Genomic DNA, 12,651 nt, shown 5'->3' with positions numbered 1-12,651 from the left:
CGCAAATGCGGGCTTTTTTATTATTCAAAGGAAAGCCTCAATTAAGAGGCTTTTTTGTTATCTCGGTAAAATTTTATTGCTTCAACAACAAGTTTTGCTTCAGATAAACCTAAGTCTATAGCTGTTTGCTTAATCATTGCAATATCATCTATATTTAACTTAAAAGCTTTGTTTTTGATACCACGTTTTTCATTACTACGTTCATTTATTTCAGCTCTTGTTAACGCCATAAATCACCTTGATTTTAAATCGCTAAATTGTTATATTTAAGGTCGTCGGTGGGGTTGCACCCCCACCTTCGATTGATGTTAATAAACTGGTAAAGACACCAGCAATATTGCTAACACCAAGAGAATTAAGATATACCGCATCTTATTCTCTCCTTGTTTGCCCCAGCCTAGGTTGGGGTTTACCTTATCAAGCCCCTTACTTGATGACTTTTATTGTAAGGTACCCTACAATAAAAGTCAACAGTTATGACGAAAAAAGTTAAATATTTTTAAATGGATTTATGAAAAAGTTTCTTGTTACTCTGTTATTTATCCCGCTTCTTGCTCATTCAGCACAAAACTTCAATACAGCAAAAACAAAACTAATTCAGTTATACAAATTAAATCCCCAGCAAACCACATTTTATTGCGGTTGTGAATTCGCATTTAATAATAAAAAGGTTATCGTCGATTTCACTAAATGCGGATATGAGCCAAGAAAGAATCAAACAAGAGCAGAACGCATCGAATGGGAACACGTAATGCCTGCGGAGAACTTCGGCCGACACCTCCAGTGTTGGCGAGACGGTGGACGTAAAGAGTGTAAGAAAGATGTGACTTTTAATGAAATGGAAGGTGACCTACATAACTTACAGCCAGCAATTGGCGAAGTTAACGGCGACCGTTCTAATTATCGTTATTCACAGTTCACTAAAGAATTCACTCAATATGGACAATGCAAAAGCGCTGTAGATTTTAAAGATAGAAAATTCCAACCTCGTGACGAAATAAGAGGCGTTATAGCTCGCACATATTTCTACATGTCAGATAAATACAATATCAATCTATCTGATTCTGAACACAAGCTAATGCAAGCATGGGATAAGATGTACCCGCCTGATGACTGGGAATGTGAGCGTAACAAATTAATAGAAAAAATTCAGGGTAATGATAATAAATTCGTTACTCAACAATGTAATTAAGCCGACTCTCGTCGGTTTTTTTATGCTCATTTTGCAATCAGCATTAACACACATCGCAACACTATATTTACGCTGATTGTATTTTTTATACCTAAATTTTGAGTATTCACTCATCACAGAATTGGTAGTAATGCTAGACACACACACGAGCGTTCACTCATTAGCTAGTACGCTACCACCTATTTAACTAACAAGAAGATTTAATCATGCCTATAAAAGACCCGAACAACGTCAATTGGACCGTTGTTGTTTATTTATTTGTAGTTACCTTATTGGGCTCATTAGCTAGTTATTGTTATCAAGTGCTTAATGGTAACAAATTTAATGTCTGGATATTATTTGCACAAATATTTATTTCAATATTTGCCGGTCTATTGGTTGTACTTGCTGCAAGTTATTTCAATTGGGATTTTGAATTAGCGGGTGGTATTGCCGGTTTAGCCGGTTGGTCTGGTGCTGCGCTCATAAAAGTACTTGAAGAGCAATTACTCAAGAAAGCGAAAGGACATTGTGATGACAAAACTCACTGAACACTTCACAATAGAAGAATTTACAAAATCAACAGTTGCAAGCAGATTAAAAATAGATAATAGCGTTCCTATAGAGTTAATGCCTAATATTAAATTCACCGCTGCAAAGTTGGAATTAGTCAGACAAGCTTTAGGAAAGCCCATTATTATCACTTCTGGTTATCGTTGCCCTGCGCTAAATGCGCGTGTTGGTGGAGTCGCAACCAGTGCCCACACGCAAGGATTAGCCGTCGATTTTCACTCGTCTTTTGGTACACCTAAAGAAATTTGTCAACGATTAATCGATGCAGGTGTTCAGTTTGATAAACTCATTCAAGAACATAATCAATGGGTACATATTGGATTTAGTCCTAATAATAACCGTCAGATAGTTTTGACTGCTGTTAAACAGGGCGGAAAGACGGTTTATTTAAATGGGTTAAGGTAGAGGTTTCATATGCTTTTCTTGCTTTTGCTCATTATAATTTTATACGTCTGTGAGATATAAGTATGGATAAATTAAAACTCATTTATAAGTTATTGCCGATAACTTTAGCTATTATCACCGCGTTTGCTATATATGTTGCATACAAGTGCTGGCAAGATGAAAGACTTGCAGTAGCAAGAGAAAATCAAATAAAAATAGAATTTGAACAATATAAGCAGAGCAATAATGCCGTTAAACAACTGGAATTAAATATCATTGAGACAATACAAAATGGTCAAGCTAAAACAGACGCTTTGCGCAATGATGTTGATAATGGTCTTATCGAGTTGCGCGTCCAAGTCGAAACCATCGAGCGAGATAGTACCGCCACCAGCAATATTGCTAACAAAGCCTTACGACTTGCACGAACTTCTCAACAAGATTATTACAATCTCTCCAACGCAATCGAGTACAACAAAGTAATAATTGAAGGTTGGCAAAAATACTATTGTAAAGAGATTGCACCAAAGAACAATACTGAATTTATGTGCAAAGGGTTAGAGCGATGATAAACGTATATAACAATCATCGTTGGCGTAAAGCTAGGCAAACATATCTACAGCGCAATCCGTTTTGTGTTATGTGTAGACAGCAAGGCAAATATGAACCAGCTACAGCAGTAGATCACATAATCCCACATAAACTTGAACAAGCATTAATATCCAAAGACCCAGTAAGAATTAAACAGGCGCAAAAATTGTTTTGGGATTCATCGAACTATCAAGGACTGTGTAATACTCACCACTCAAGCACTAAACAACGCATTGAAAATAGAGGGACAGAGATAGGATGCGATGTTAATGGTATGCCTTATGGTGGGTATTGGGTTGATGATAAAAAATAACTTATTAATTAATAATAGGTTAATGAATATACATAAATAGGGGAAGGGGGTGCTTAATTTCTACAACTTTTTGTCTTCCAAACCGCCCACCCTCATTTTTGTGCAAAATCGCGAATTGAAATCTTTTTTTTGGAGTCCTTATGGCAGGTCGAAGACCAACCCCAACCCCACTTAAACTGGTGACAGGTAATCCCGGTAAGCGACCTTTAAATAATAAAGAGCCTAAACCTAAAGGGGGTTACCCTGATATCCCACCTCATTTTAATAAGCAAGCTCAAGGCATTTATCTTTGGCTGTGCGATATGTTAAATGACATGGGCTTATTAACAGTAGTTGATGGGATCGCAATTGAACGCTTAGCAAAATGTTATATCGAAATTTTAGAATGCGACAAAGTTATAGATAAATTTGGGCAAGTGCAAGAGGTTGTGAATACACAAGGGGAATTAGTTTTGAAGTCTAATCCTGCGGTAGCTCAACGGGCAGATGCTGACAGACGATTACGCGCTTGGATGATTGAGTACGGTTTGACCCAAGCATCAAGATCAAAGGTAAAAGTAAATGGCAAAGAGGAAGAAAACGAACTCGACCGATTCTTCGGTTGATAAAGCAACTCAATATGCCATTGATGTAACATCAGGAAAAATTTTAGCGGGTCCAGACATAAGGAATGCATGCAAAAGACATCTGGACGATTTAAAAACCGCAAAAGAAAAAGGTTTAGTTTGGGATACTGAATCTGCTCAGCGAGCGGCAGATTTCTTTGAGAAGGTACTTAAGTTAAATGGCGGAGAGTATGAAGGTAAGCCTTTTGTACTACTACCGTGGCAATACTTTATTGTCGGCTCATTATTTGGGTGGAAAACATTAGACGGTTATCGCCGTTTTCGCATGGCATATATTGAATCAGGCAAGGGTTCGGGTAAATCGCCGTTAGCCGCAGGGATAGGGCTTTATTGTTTAATGGCTGATAACGAGCCGAGAGCAGAAGTCTATGCTGCAGCGACAAAAAAAGATCAGGCAATGATTTTATTTCGTGATGCTGTTGCCATGGTTGAGTTGTCCCCTGATCTGGATAAGCGAATAAAAAAATCGGGTACTGGTCAGAATGTTTGGAATTTAGCCTACTTACAAAAAGGGGCTTTTTTTAGGCCTATATCTTCAGATAACGGACAATCAGGCCCGCGTCCTCATTGTGTATTAATTGACGAAATTCACGAACATAAAACTAACGAAGTCGTTGAAATGATGCGCGCCGGCACAAAAGGGCGAACTCAAGCAATTATCGTAATGATAACAAACTCAGGTCATGATAAAACAAGCGTTTGCTATGAGTACCACGAGTATGGGCGCAAGGTTGCAGAACAAACATTAATTGATGATGCATTCTTTTCTTTTATTTGTTCATTAGATGAAGGAGACGATCCGCTTACTGATGAATCGTGTTGGCCAAAAGCTAATCCTTCCCTCGGGCATACATTCACGCATAAATATTTGCGTGAGCAAGTTACGCAAGCAAAAGGGATGCCTACAAAGGAATCCATTGTAAGACGGTTAAATTTTTGCCAGTGGGTTGAATCAGCTAACCCTTGGTTGGCTGCTGATATTTGGATGGGCAATGAACAAGATTTTGATATTAATGAGTTAATTGGTGAGGAGTGTTACGGAGGACTTGATTTATCAGGTACGCGTGATTTAACCGCATTGTCTCTTTATTTCCCTAAGCATAAAAAAGCCTTTACTGAATTTTGGACACCGCAAGAAACATTATTAGATAGGGCCAAGTCCGATCATGTTCCCTATGATGTTTGGGTAAAACAAGGTTATTTATTTGCAACTCCCGGACGTGTTGTTGATTATGATTATGTTGCTAATCGTCTAGGTGAGTTAAAAGCTAAATTTAATATTATTAATTTGGCATTTGACCCCTACAGAATTAAGTATTTCCAAAAATCACTGGATAATGCATCCATTGATATTGAAATGACATCACATGGGCAGGGGTTCTATAAGTCTAAAGATAGTGGTTTATGGATGCCACATTCTATCGAACTGCTAGAAAAAGATATTACAGAAAATAATATCATTATTAAATTCAATCCTTGCTTGCGGTGGAATGCAGCAAGCGCAGTCCTCGAATCTGATAACAAGGAAAATAAGGTCTTTGCGAAAAAGAAAAGCTCCGGGCGTATCGACGGCGTTGTATCTTTAGCTATGGCCAGAGGATGCGCCGACGGTGCATCAGAACCTATGAATAATTTATCAGAACACATCTTAAACGTAGGAATACGGTCATTATAATGAATATATTTAACTTATTTAAGCGCAAAGGGGAATCGGTTTCCACTTCTCAAGCACCACCTAATTACACAGGTTTTTTATTTGATACATATGCAGGTCGGAGGGTTAGTCCAGCTCTTGCTATGCAATTAACTGCTGTATTCGGTTGTGTTCGTGTATTAACTGAATCTGTCGGGATGTTGCCTTGTTTTTTATACCAAGCAACAGATAGCGGACGCAAGAAAGCACCTAAAGAAAAACTCTACTCACTTTTATATGTAGCCCCTAACAACTACATGACCCCCCAAGAGTTTTGGGAATATATGATCGGCTGTTTGTGTTTAAGAGGTAACTTTTACGCATATAAAGTCAAAGTATTTGGTGAAGTAGTCGAATTACTCCCTCTTTTGCCCGATAGTGTGCAGCCGAAATTAAATGATAAATGGGAACCAGTCTATCAAGTCACATTCCCAGACGGCTCTTGTGATGTGCTTTCTCAAGATGAAATTTGGCACGTGCGTACGTTTTCGACGGACTCATTGGTTGGATTAAGCCCTATTAGTTATGCGCGTCATGCAATCGGGTTGGGTTTGGCTACCGAAGAACACGGATCGCGACTATTTAGTAATGGCGCAGTTTCAAGCGGTGTATTGCAAACCGATCAAGTATTAACTGATGAAGCATACAAAAGGTTGAAAGAGAACTTTCAAGAACAACATCAAGGGCTAGAAAACGCGCATAAGCCGATGATTTTAGAAATGGGCCTTAAGTGGAATAACATCAGTATGTCTGCCGAAGATGCCCAGTTTTTAGAAACCAGAAAATTTCAGCTTGAGGAAATATGCCGAATATTCCGCGTGCCGATGCATATGGTCCAAAACACCGACAGGGCCACATTCAATAATATTGAAAATCTCGGTATGGGGTTTGTTAATTACTCATTAGTGCCGTATTTAACTCGCATTGAGCAACGCATCAACATTGGACTCGTCAGTAAAGAAAAACGAGGTCAATTTTATGCCAAGTTTAACGTCGGGGCGTTATTGCGCGGTGACATGAAATCTCGCTACGACTCATACGCAACAGGCATTAATTGGGGCATTTTATCGCCGAATGAGTGCCGTGATTTAGAGGAGCGCAACCCGCGTGACGGTGGCGATATCTATCTTACCCCAATGAACATGACTACTAAACCACAGGATAATAACAAAAATGACATTAAAGAAATGCATTGATGTGTCACTTACAATTAAATCAATTACCGATAGTGGCGAATTTGAAGGCTACGGTTCGGTTTTTGGTGTTAAAGATTCTTACGATGACATTGTAATAAAAGGGGCTTTTGCAGAATCACTTAAGCGATGGAATGAAAAAAAACGGATGCCTGCCCTACTTTGGCAACACAACACCCAAGAACCAATAGGTATTTATAAGGAAATTTTTGAGGATGATCAAGGACTGGTAGTTAAAGGGCAACTGCTAATTGATGATGACCCACTCGCAAAACGAGCTTACGCTCATCTGAAAGCTGGCTCTATAACTGGTCTATCAATTGGTTATGTCCTAAAAGATTGGGAGTATAACCACGAAAAAGAAGCTTTCATGCTAAAAGAAATTGATTTGTGGGAAATTTCATTAGTTACATTTCCTGCAAATGACGAAGCACGCATAAGTAATGTGAAAAGCATATTGGAAAAAGGGGAAATTCCTTCACCAAGAGATATAGAAAGAGTACTGCGCGACGTTGGACTCTCCAGAACTCAGGCAAAAGCGTTTATGTCTGAGGGATATTCTTCACTAAAACAGCGAGATGCTAGTAATGGCGAGGAAAACGCATTAAATATTTTAAAATCAATTTTTAACTAGGAGATTATATATTATGGCAGTAGATCAACAAGATGCCGTGCAGGTCGCGCAGGAACTTAAACAACGATTTGAAGAATTTAAGTCTGTAAATGATCAGCGATTAGAAGCAATCACACAAGAAAAAGGGAAGTTAGCTGGTCAAGTTGAAACGCTAAACGGCAAATTATCTGAATTGGATAATTTAAAAACCAATCTTGAAAACGAGCTTGCTGAGTTTAAACGCCCAGCAGGAGGAAATAAACAAGCCTCAGCACATAAAGAAGCGTTCGCAAAATTTATTCGCAAAGGCGACGATCAGGGGCTAGCGGAGTTAGAACAAAAAGCAATGCAAACTGGCGTTGATGCAGACGGTGGATATGCCGTTCCTGAAGAATTAAACACTGATATTTTATCCGCCTTACGTGATGAAGTCGTGATGCGTCAGGAATGTAATGTTATTACAGTTGGTACACCTGAATGGAAAAAACTAGTCAATAAAGGCGGCATTTCTAGTGGCTGGGTGGGTGAAACCGATCCGCGACCTGAAACTGGTACACCTCAATTTGGCGTAATTACTCCTGTATGGGGTGAAATCTACGGTAACCCGTACGCTACACAAACCATGCTAGATGATGCATTTTTCAATGTTGAGTCATTTATTACAGACGAGTTAACGCAAGAGTTTGCCGAAAAGGAAGAAGCAGCGTTCACTTTAGGTGATGGCGATAAAAAACCAAAAGGCTTTTTAACTTATGCAACTGATGCAAAAGATGATAAAACCCGCGAGTGGGGTAAATTGCAAAATATCACATCAGGTGCAGTAAAAGTAATATCTTCTGATGATATTGTGAGTCTTATTTATACTTTGCGCAAAGTCTATCGTAACGGTGCTAAATTTATGATGAACAATCAATCATTGTTAGCAGTTCGTCTACTAAAAGATGATAAAGGCAATTATATCTGGCAACCAGGATTGCAAGTTGGCCAACCATCATTATTGTCTGGCTTCGCTGTTGCTGAAAACGAGCAAATGCCCGATATTGGTGATACATCAGGTAAAGCTCCAATTGCATTTGGTAATTTTAAACGTGGTTTTTATATCTTTGACCGTATCGGCATTCGCATGTTACGCGATCCGTATACTAAGAAACCATTTGTCGGGTTCTACACTACAAAACGTGTTGGCTCAATGTTAAATGATAGTAACGCAATTAAGTTGCTTACAATCAAAAAATCAGGTAGCTAATGTTAAGCCCTCATAACGAGGGCTTTTTTATGAGGTAATTATGGCAGATCAATCTTATAAATTTCCCACCTTAGACGAGATAAAAAATCAATGTCGTATTGATAATGATGATGAAGATAATCTGTTGAATATCTATCTTAAAGCCGCTATCAGTAGAGCGCAAAATTATACAAATCGCATATTTTATGAAGATAAAATTCCAGAAGATGCTAATTCTTCGGCAATGTTGGTTGAACCAGATGTAAAAATAGCGATTTTATTAGCTGTTGGGTATTGGTACCAACAACGAGAAGATGTTACTAGCGAACAGTTATATTCCGTTCCTCTTGGGTTCAATGCATTATTAAACTCTTATAGGTATATCCCGATATGATTCATGCTGCAGGAAAACGGAATCAAAAAATATTAATTCGCCGAAGATTAGATATTCCAGTTGGTTTTAGTGAAGTTGATACCGAATATTCAAAAGGTATTTACAAATGGGCTAAAGTTACGCAACCCAACTCATCAACTTATTTCGATTCAATTCAGACCCAGAATATAATCACCCATTACTTTGAAATAATTGCAAACGATCGAGTACCTATATCTATTGATTATGAGGTTGTTTGGAATGGGTCGATTTATAAAATCAAGCGATGTAGATGGTTAGATCATTCTAAGAAATATTTATTATTGGAATGTGAGGAGATTTGTGCTAATGAGTAATCCAGATTATAACGTTCACGTCGATTTTAATTTAGTTGAAGTTGCTGAACTTGACCGGAAAAAATTGCGTAAAACATTCGTCAAGATCGGTAAGAAAATTCAAGCAACATCACGAGCTTTAGTTAGCAAAAAACAAGTCTCTCAAAGTGGAGAATATCCAGGTTTTCGAAGCGGTAAATTAAGTCGTTCAATCGGTTATAAAGTTCCAAGGCCAACATCACGTAGACCAGGATTAATGGTTATAGTTATGCCAAATGTTAAAGGCGGCAGTAACATGGAAAAGCTGATGGGGGCATATTATCCAGCCTTTTTATTTTATGGTGTGCGACGTAACGCAAAACGAGGGAAAAGTCATAAAAAAGGGGCATCAGGTGGGACGCCATGGCGGATTGCTCCACGAGGGAACTTCATGATTGATGCATTAAATAAAGAATCGTCGTGGAGTAAATACACGTTAGCTAAAGAACTCGTTAACTCTATGAAGCAGGTTAAACAATGAAATTATCAAATATTGTTCAAACTTTACGCCAATTAAGTCCTAGTTTTGAAGGTCGTATTGGCGGCGCTGCTGAATTTTCAGCTATTAAAGATGCCGCATTTTTGAAATTACCAGCAGCTTACGTTGTACCACTTGACGACAGAGCAGAGGATAACAAATCACAAACGGATTATTGGCAAGATGTGACAGAGGGGTTTGGTGTCATTGTTGTATTAAAGCCATTAGACGAACGAGGCCAACATGAGGCCTATGATATTGTCGAAGATATTAAAGCCGAACTCTGGCGAGCCTTACTTGGGCTAGAAGTTTCTCCGGCCCATCATCCAATTCAATATGATGGTGGTGACTTACTTGATTTAGATCGTGGCAGAATTTTTTATCAATTTAATTTTAGCGCTGTGCGTGAAGTAGGATTTGAAGATACTCGTCAATATTTCGATTTGAATCCGACAGAAAACTATAATCCTTTAAATATAGGAAAGTTCAACACATTATCAGGGACTTTAAAAGATACTGATTCATCAGTAACCGTTAATTTTGAACACAATAATATCTATGAGGGTAACAATGATAATTAAACCAGTGAGTGGCAAGCAGGTATATGACCCCAATAGCGGAGATTATTTACCAGCAGACGGTCGTAATGTTGAGTTTAACCAATACTGGGCAAGACGACTAACAAATAACGATGTTGAGGAAGTTAAAAACATCAAAGTTAAACAAGAAAAAAAGGTACAAAAAAATGACGATTAGTTTTAATAATATTCCGAGTAATATTAGAGTGCCGTTGTTTTATGCTGAGGTGGATTCATCTGCAGCTAATACAATTCAAGATACTGGAGCATCATTAATCATTGCTCACCCGCTCACTGATAGCCAAATTGAACGTAATAAATTAGTTATTATGCCATCAGCAGATCAGGCTAAAAAGTTAGCAGGTCGAGGTAGCCAATTAGCAAGAATGGTTGAATCATTTCGAAATGTCGATAATTTTGGTGAGCTTTATGTAATTGCCGTGGAAGAACCAACAACAGGGGCTAAAGCAACTGGCACAATACAAATACTTGGCACAGCTGAAGAAACTGGCACATTAAATTTATATATTGGTAACACTAAAATTCAATCGCGCGTGACCATTTCTGATACCGCCGAAAATATTGCAAATGCCTTAAATAGTGTAATCAATGCTAACCAAGATTTACCAGTCACGGCAACAGTTACAGACAGCACAGTAAAGCTGACTGCAAAAAATAAAGGGCTAAACGGTAATGATATTCCGCTATGCATTAACTATTACGGCGCGGTTGGTGGTGAAGAAACACCGGACGGATTAAAAATTACTATAACTCAAATGCATGGTGGAACTGGCACTCCAGATTTAACGCCGGTTATTGCTGCCATGGGTGACAAACTCCTTGATTTTATCGCATTCCCATTTAATGACTTATCATCTTTGGCAACATTTAATCATGAAATGGATGATACTACGGGTAGATGGAGCTATGCGCGCCAATTATATGGACACGCTTATACCGCTAAAAAAGGCGATTTATCCGAACTTGTCGAATTTGGTGATAAATTAAATTACCAACATATTACTGTCGCCGGTTATGAGAAAACTATTCAAACGGGTATTGATGAATTAGTTGCGATGCGAACTGCTCGTAATGCCGTATTTATTCGTAACGATCCGGCTCGCCCAACACAAACTGGGTTATTAAATGGAGCATTACCAGCATCTGATAGTAATCAGTTTACGCTAACTGAACAGCAATCATTATTAAGTCATGGTATTGCAACAGCATATGTTTCAAGTGGTAATTTATTAATTCAGCGAGATATCACCACATATCAACGTAACAGTTATGGTGTAGCCGATAATAGTTATTTAGATAGCGAAACACTACATACACTTGCATATATATTGCGCAAATTACGCAGTGTGATAACTACAAAATATCCAAGGCATAAACTTGCTAACGATGGTACAAGATTTGGTGCGGGGCAAGCGATTATCACACCATCAATTGCTAAAGCTGAAATCAACGCAAATTATCGTCAACTTGAATTAATGGGGCTAGTTGAAAACTTTGATTTATTCAAAAAGAACTTAATCGTTGAACGAAATATTAACAATCCTAACAGACTAGATGTGTTATTCCCACCAGATTTAGTTAACCAATTACGCGTATTTGCCGTACTGGCACCGTTTAGATTGCAATATCCACAACAGGAGACAAACTAATGTCGAACCGACGAGTAGGCGGAACAAGTTTTGTAAAAGTTGATTCCGAACAATTATCTTTGACTGGCGGTATTGAAGTGCCGATGAATACAAATGTTAAAGAAAGCATTATAGGGCTTGATGGGTCAGTCCATTATAAAGAAACATATCGAGCACCTTACATAAAAGGTACATATAAAATACCTGCTGATTTTCCAATTGATAAAATAACATCAAGCGATTCCATGACAGTTACTACAGAACTAGCCAATGGCAAAGTTTACGTATTGTCTAATGCTTGGGTTAACGGTGAAGTTAATCACAATGCCGAAGAGGGTACAGCAGAAATCGAATTTCACGGTGAAGAAGGATTTTATCAATAATGAAAGAAATTAAATTATCACAGCCGATTCCAGCACACGGCAATGAGCTACATGTGCTGGAATTAAAAGAGCCCACCGTTAAAGATATCAAAAAGTTAGGCTTTCCGTTTGACAGCAATATGATCGGAGACCCAAAAAAAGTCGCAGATTACATTGTTGCGCTAGGTAACGTTACACCTAGTTCAGTTGAACAACTGACACCTTATGATTTTTTAATGATCACCGGTGAAATTATGATGTTCTTCGGCCCAAAGGAGAAGGCAGAGAATACAGCGGAGGAGGAGCAAGTGACAACAGCGGAATAATCACAATCGAATATCTTGTAAACCTTTGTTTTGATCTCGCCAAATATTGGCAACTCTCCCCTTTTTACATCATAGAAGAACGTTCACTATCAGAAGTATTTGAATTAGTAGAACAGGCAAACCGCATAG

General features: G+C 38.4%; 19 protein-coding genes. 18 read left to right on the top strand and 1 reads right to left on the bottom strand.

What is annotated here, in order from left to right:
- Window positions 1-41: 41 nt before the first annotated feature.
- Complete coding sequence (locus J3U59_RS01220; RefSeq protein WP_065635055.1) at window positions 42-230, bottom strand: hypothetical protein; 189 nt, start codon at window positions 228-230, stop codon at window positions 42-44.
- Between the two features lie 281 nt (window positions 231-511).
- On the opposite strand from J3U59_RS01220, the gene J3U59_RS01215 reads away from it, so the two are divergent.
- The 18 genes from J3U59_RS01215 to J3U59_RS01130 all read left to right on the top strand — a co-directional run bounded on the left by J3U59_RS01215 (window position 512) and on the right by J3U59_RS01130 (window position 12,522).
- Complete coding sequence (locus tag J3U59_RS01215; protein ID WP_267332679.1) at window positions 512-1,192, top strand: endonuclease; 681 nt, start codon at window positions 512-514, stop codon at window positions 1,190-1,192.
- 206 nt (window positions 1,193-1,398) lie between these two features.
- The gene (locus tag J3U59_RS01210; protein ID WP_267332680.1) at window positions 1,399-1,722 is read left to right on the top strand and encodes a phage holin family protein; all 324 of its coding nucleotides are present in this window, start codon (window positions 1,399-1,401) and stop codon (window positions 1,720-1,722) included.
- Window positions 1,706-2,149, top strand: coding sequence for a D-Ala-D-Ala carboxypeptidase family metallohydrolase (locus J3U59_RS01205; protein WP_267332681.1), 444 nt, complete (start codon window positions 1,706-1,708; stop codon window positions 2,147-2,149). The genes J3U59_RS01210 and J3U59_RS01205 overlap by 17 nt, the downstream gene beginning before the upstream one ends.
- A gap of 62 nt (window positions 2,150-2,211) precedes the next feature.
- Complete coding sequence (locus J3U59_RS01200; RefSeq protein WP_267332682.1) at window positions 2,212-2,697, top strand: lysis system i-spanin subunit Rz; 486 nt, start codon at window positions 2,212-2,214, stop codon at window positions 2,695-2,697.
- Window positions 2,694-3,032, top strand: a complete 339-nt coding sequence (locus tag J3U59_RS01195) for an HNH endonuclease (RefSeq protein ID WP_267332683.1) — start codon at window positions 2,694-2,696, stop codon at window positions 3,030-3,032. Before J3U59_RS01200 ends, J3U59_RS01195 begins: the two co-directional genes overlap by 4 nt.
- 140 nt (window positions 3,033-3,172) lie before the next feature.
- Window positions 3,173-3,637 (top strand): phage terminase small subunit P27 family, encoded by a 465-nt coding sequence (locus J3U59_RS01190; RefSeq protein WP_267332684.1) that lies wholly within the window; start codon window positions 3,173-3,175, stop codon window positions 3,635-3,637.
- Window positions 3,594-5,333, top strand: a complete 1,740-nt coding sequence (locus tag J3U59_RS01185; protein ID WP_267332685.1) for a terminase large subunit — start codon at window positions 3,594-3,596, stop codon at window positions 5,331-5,333. Before J3U59_RS01190 ends, J3U59_RS01185 begins: the two co-directional genes overlap by 44 nt.
- The gene (locus tag J3U59_RS01180; RefSeq protein WP_267332686.1) at window positions 5,333-6,547 is read left to right on the top strand and encodes a phage portal protein; all 1,215 of its coding nucleotides are present in this window, start codon (window positions 5,333-5,335) and stop codon (window positions 6,545-6,547) included. Before J3U59_RS01185 ends, J3U59_RS01180 begins: the two co-directional genes overlap by 1 nt.
- Complete coding sequence (locus J3U59_RS01175; RefSeq protein ID WP_267332687.1) at window positions 6,525-7,178, top strand: HK97 family phage prohead protease; 654 nt, start codon at window positions 6,525-6,527, stop codon at window positions 7,176-7,178. The genes J3U59_RS01180 and J3U59_RS01175 overlap by 23 nt, the downstream gene beginning before the upstream one ends.
- A gap of 13 nt (window positions 7,179-7,191) precedes the next feature.
- On the top strand, window positions 7,192-8,403 hold the full coding sequence (locus J3U59_RS01170) for a phage major capsid protein (protein ID WP_267332688.1): 1,212 nt from the start codon (window positions 7,192-7,194) through the stop codon (window positions 8,401-8,403).
- 40 nt (window positions 8,404-8,443) lie between these two features.
- Window positions 8,444-8,776, top strand: a complete 333-nt coding sequence (locus tag J3U59_RS01165; protein ID WP_267332689.1) for a head-tail connector protein — start codon at window positions 8,444-8,446, stop codon at window positions 8,774-8,776.
- Window positions 8,773-9,111 carry a head-tail adaptor protein gene (locus J3U59_RS01160; protein ID WP_267332690.1) on the top strand — a complete coding sequence of 113 codons (339 nt, stop codon included), beginning with the start codon at window positions 8,773-8,775 and terminating at the stop codon, window positions 9,109-9,111. Before J3U59_RS01165 ends, J3U59_RS01160 begins: the two co-directional genes overlap by 4 nt.
- The gene (locus tag J3U59_RS01155; RefSeq protein WP_267332691.1) at window positions 9,104-9,610 is read left to right on the top strand and encodes a hypothetical protein; all 507 of its coding nucleotides are present in this window, start codon (window positions 9,104-9,106) and stop codon (window positions 9,608-9,610) included. Before J3U59_RS01160 ends, J3U59_RS01155 begins: the two co-directional genes overlap by 8 nt.
- Window positions 9,607-10,188: a hypothetical protein gene (locus J3U59_RS01150; protein WP_267332692.1), complete on the top strand. Its 582-nt coding sequence runs from the start codon at window positions 9,607-9,609 to the stop codon at window positions 10,186-10,188. Before J3U59_RS01155 ends, J3U59_RS01150 begins: the two co-directional genes overlap by 4 nt.
- Window positions 10,178-10,363 (top strand): DUF2635 domain-containing protein, encoded by a 186-nt coding sequence (locus J3U59_RS01145; protein WP_267332693.1) that lies wholly within the window; start codon window positions 10,178-10,180, stop codon window positions 10,361-10,363. The genes J3U59_RS01150 and J3U59_RS01145 overlap by 11 nt, the downstream gene beginning before the upstream one ends.
- Complete coding sequence (locus J3U59_RS01140) at window positions 10,353-11,855, top strand: phage tail sheath subtilisin-like domain-containing protein (RefSeq protein ID WP_267332694.1); 1,503 nt, start codon at window positions 10,353-10,355, stop codon at window positions 11,853-11,855. The genes J3U59_RS01145 and J3U59_RS01140 overlap by 11 nt, the downstream gene beginning before the upstream one ends.
- A complete protein-coding gene (locus J3U59_RS01135; RefSeq protein ID WP_267332695.1) occupies window positions 11,855-12,217 on the top strand; it encodes a phage tail tube protein in 363 nt (120 codons plus the stop codon). The genes J3U59_RS01140 and J3U59_RS01135 overlap by 1 nt, the downstream gene beginning before the upstream one ends.
- On the top strand, window positions 12,217-12,522 hold the full coding sequence (locus tag J3U59_RS01130) for a phage tail assembly protein (RefSeq protein ID WP_267332696.1): 306 nt from the start codon (window positions 12,217-12,219) through the stop codon (window positions 12,520-12,522). Before J3U59_RS01135 ends, J3U59_RS01130 begins: the two co-directional genes overlap by 1 nt.
- Window positions 12,523-12,651: the final 129 nt, after the last annotated feature.

The sequence above is a fragment of the Gilliamella sp. B3783 genome (genome assembly GCF_026536125.1).
Lineage (GTDB): Bacteria > Pseudomonadota > Gammaproteobacteria > Enterobacterales > Orbaceae > Gilliamella.
Note: the sequence above shows the minus strand (reverse complement) of the source record. Positions and strands in the feature narration are given on the sequence as shown.

Bases quoted from the DNA above. Each gene is read 5' to 3' on its own strand.
- J3U59_RS01195 (WP_267332683.1), top strand. From the start codon at position 2,694: ATGATAAACGTATATAACAATCATCGTTGGCGTAAAGCTAGGCAAACA.
- J3U59_RS01185 (WP_267332685.1), top strand. From the start codon at position 3,594: ATGGCAAAGAGGAAGAAAACGAACTCGACCGATTCTTCGGTTGATAAA.
- J3U59_RS01140 (WP_267332694.1), top strand. From the start codon at position 10,353: ATGACGATTAGTTTTAATAATATTCCGAGTAATATTAGAGTGCCGTTG.
- J3U59_RS01205 (WP_267332681.1), top strand. From the start codon at position 1,706: ATGACAAAACTCACTGAACACTTCACAATAGAAGAATTTACAAAATCA.
- J3U59_RS01165 (WP_267332689.1), top strand. From the start codon at position 8,444: ATGGCAGATCAATCTTATAAATTTCCCACCTTAGACGAGATAAAAAAT.
- J3U59_RS01180 (WP_267332686.1), top strand. From the start codon at position 5,333: ATGAATATATTTAACTTATTTAAGCGCAAAGGGGAATCGGTTTCCACT.
- J3U59_RS01200 (WP_267332682.1), top strand. From the start codon at position 2,212: ATGGATAAATTAAAACTCATTTATAAGTTATTGCCGATAACTTTAGCT.
- J3U59_RS01210 (WP_267332680.1), top strand. From the start codon at position 1,399: ATGCCTATAAAAGACCCGAACAACGTCAATTGGACCGTTGTTGTTTAT.
- J3U59_RS01135 (WP_267332695.1), top strand. From the start codon at position 11,855: ATGTCGAACCGACGAGTAGGCGGAACAAGTTTTGTAAAAGTTGATTCC.
- J3U59_RS01215 (WP_267332679.1), top strand. From the start codon at position 512: ATGAAAAAGTTTCTTGTTACTCTGTTATTTATCCCGCTTCTTGCTCAT.
- J3U59_RS01145 (WP_267332693.1), top strand. From the start codon at position 10,178: ATGATAATTAAACCAGTGAGTGGCAAGCAGGTATATGACCCCAATAGC.
- J3U59_RS01155 (WP_267332691.1), top strand. From the start codon at position 9,104: ATGAGTAATCCAGATTATAACGTTCACGTCGATTTTAATTTAGTTGAA.
- J3U59_RS01170 (WP_267332688.1), top strand. From the start codon at position 7,192: ATGGCAGTAGATCAACAAGATGCCGTGCAGGTCGCGCAGGAACTTAAA.
- J3U59_RS01175 (WP_267332687.1), top strand. From the start codon at position 6,525: ATGACATTAAAGAAATGCATTGATGTGTCACTTACAATTAAATCAATT.
- J3U59_RS01220 (WP_065635055.1), bottom strand. From the start codon at position 230: ATGGCGTTAACAAGAGCTGAAATAAATGAACGTAGTAATGAAAAACGT.
- J3U59_RS01190 (WP_267332684.1), top strand. From the start codon at position 3,173: ATGGCAGGTCGAAGACCAACCCCAACCCCACTTAAACTGGTGACAGGT.
- J3U59_RS01130 (WP_267332696.1), top strand. From the start codon at position 12,217: ATGAAAGAAATTAAATTATCACAGCCGATTCCAGCACACGGCAATGAG.
- J3U59_RS01150 (WP_267332692.1), top strand. From the start codon at position 9,607: ATGAAATTATCAAATATTGTTCAAACTTTACGCCAATTAAGTCCTAGT.
- J3U59_RS01160 (WP_267332690.1), top strand. From the start codon at position 8,773: ATGATTCATGCTGCAGGAAAACGGAATCAAAAAATATTAATTCGCCGA.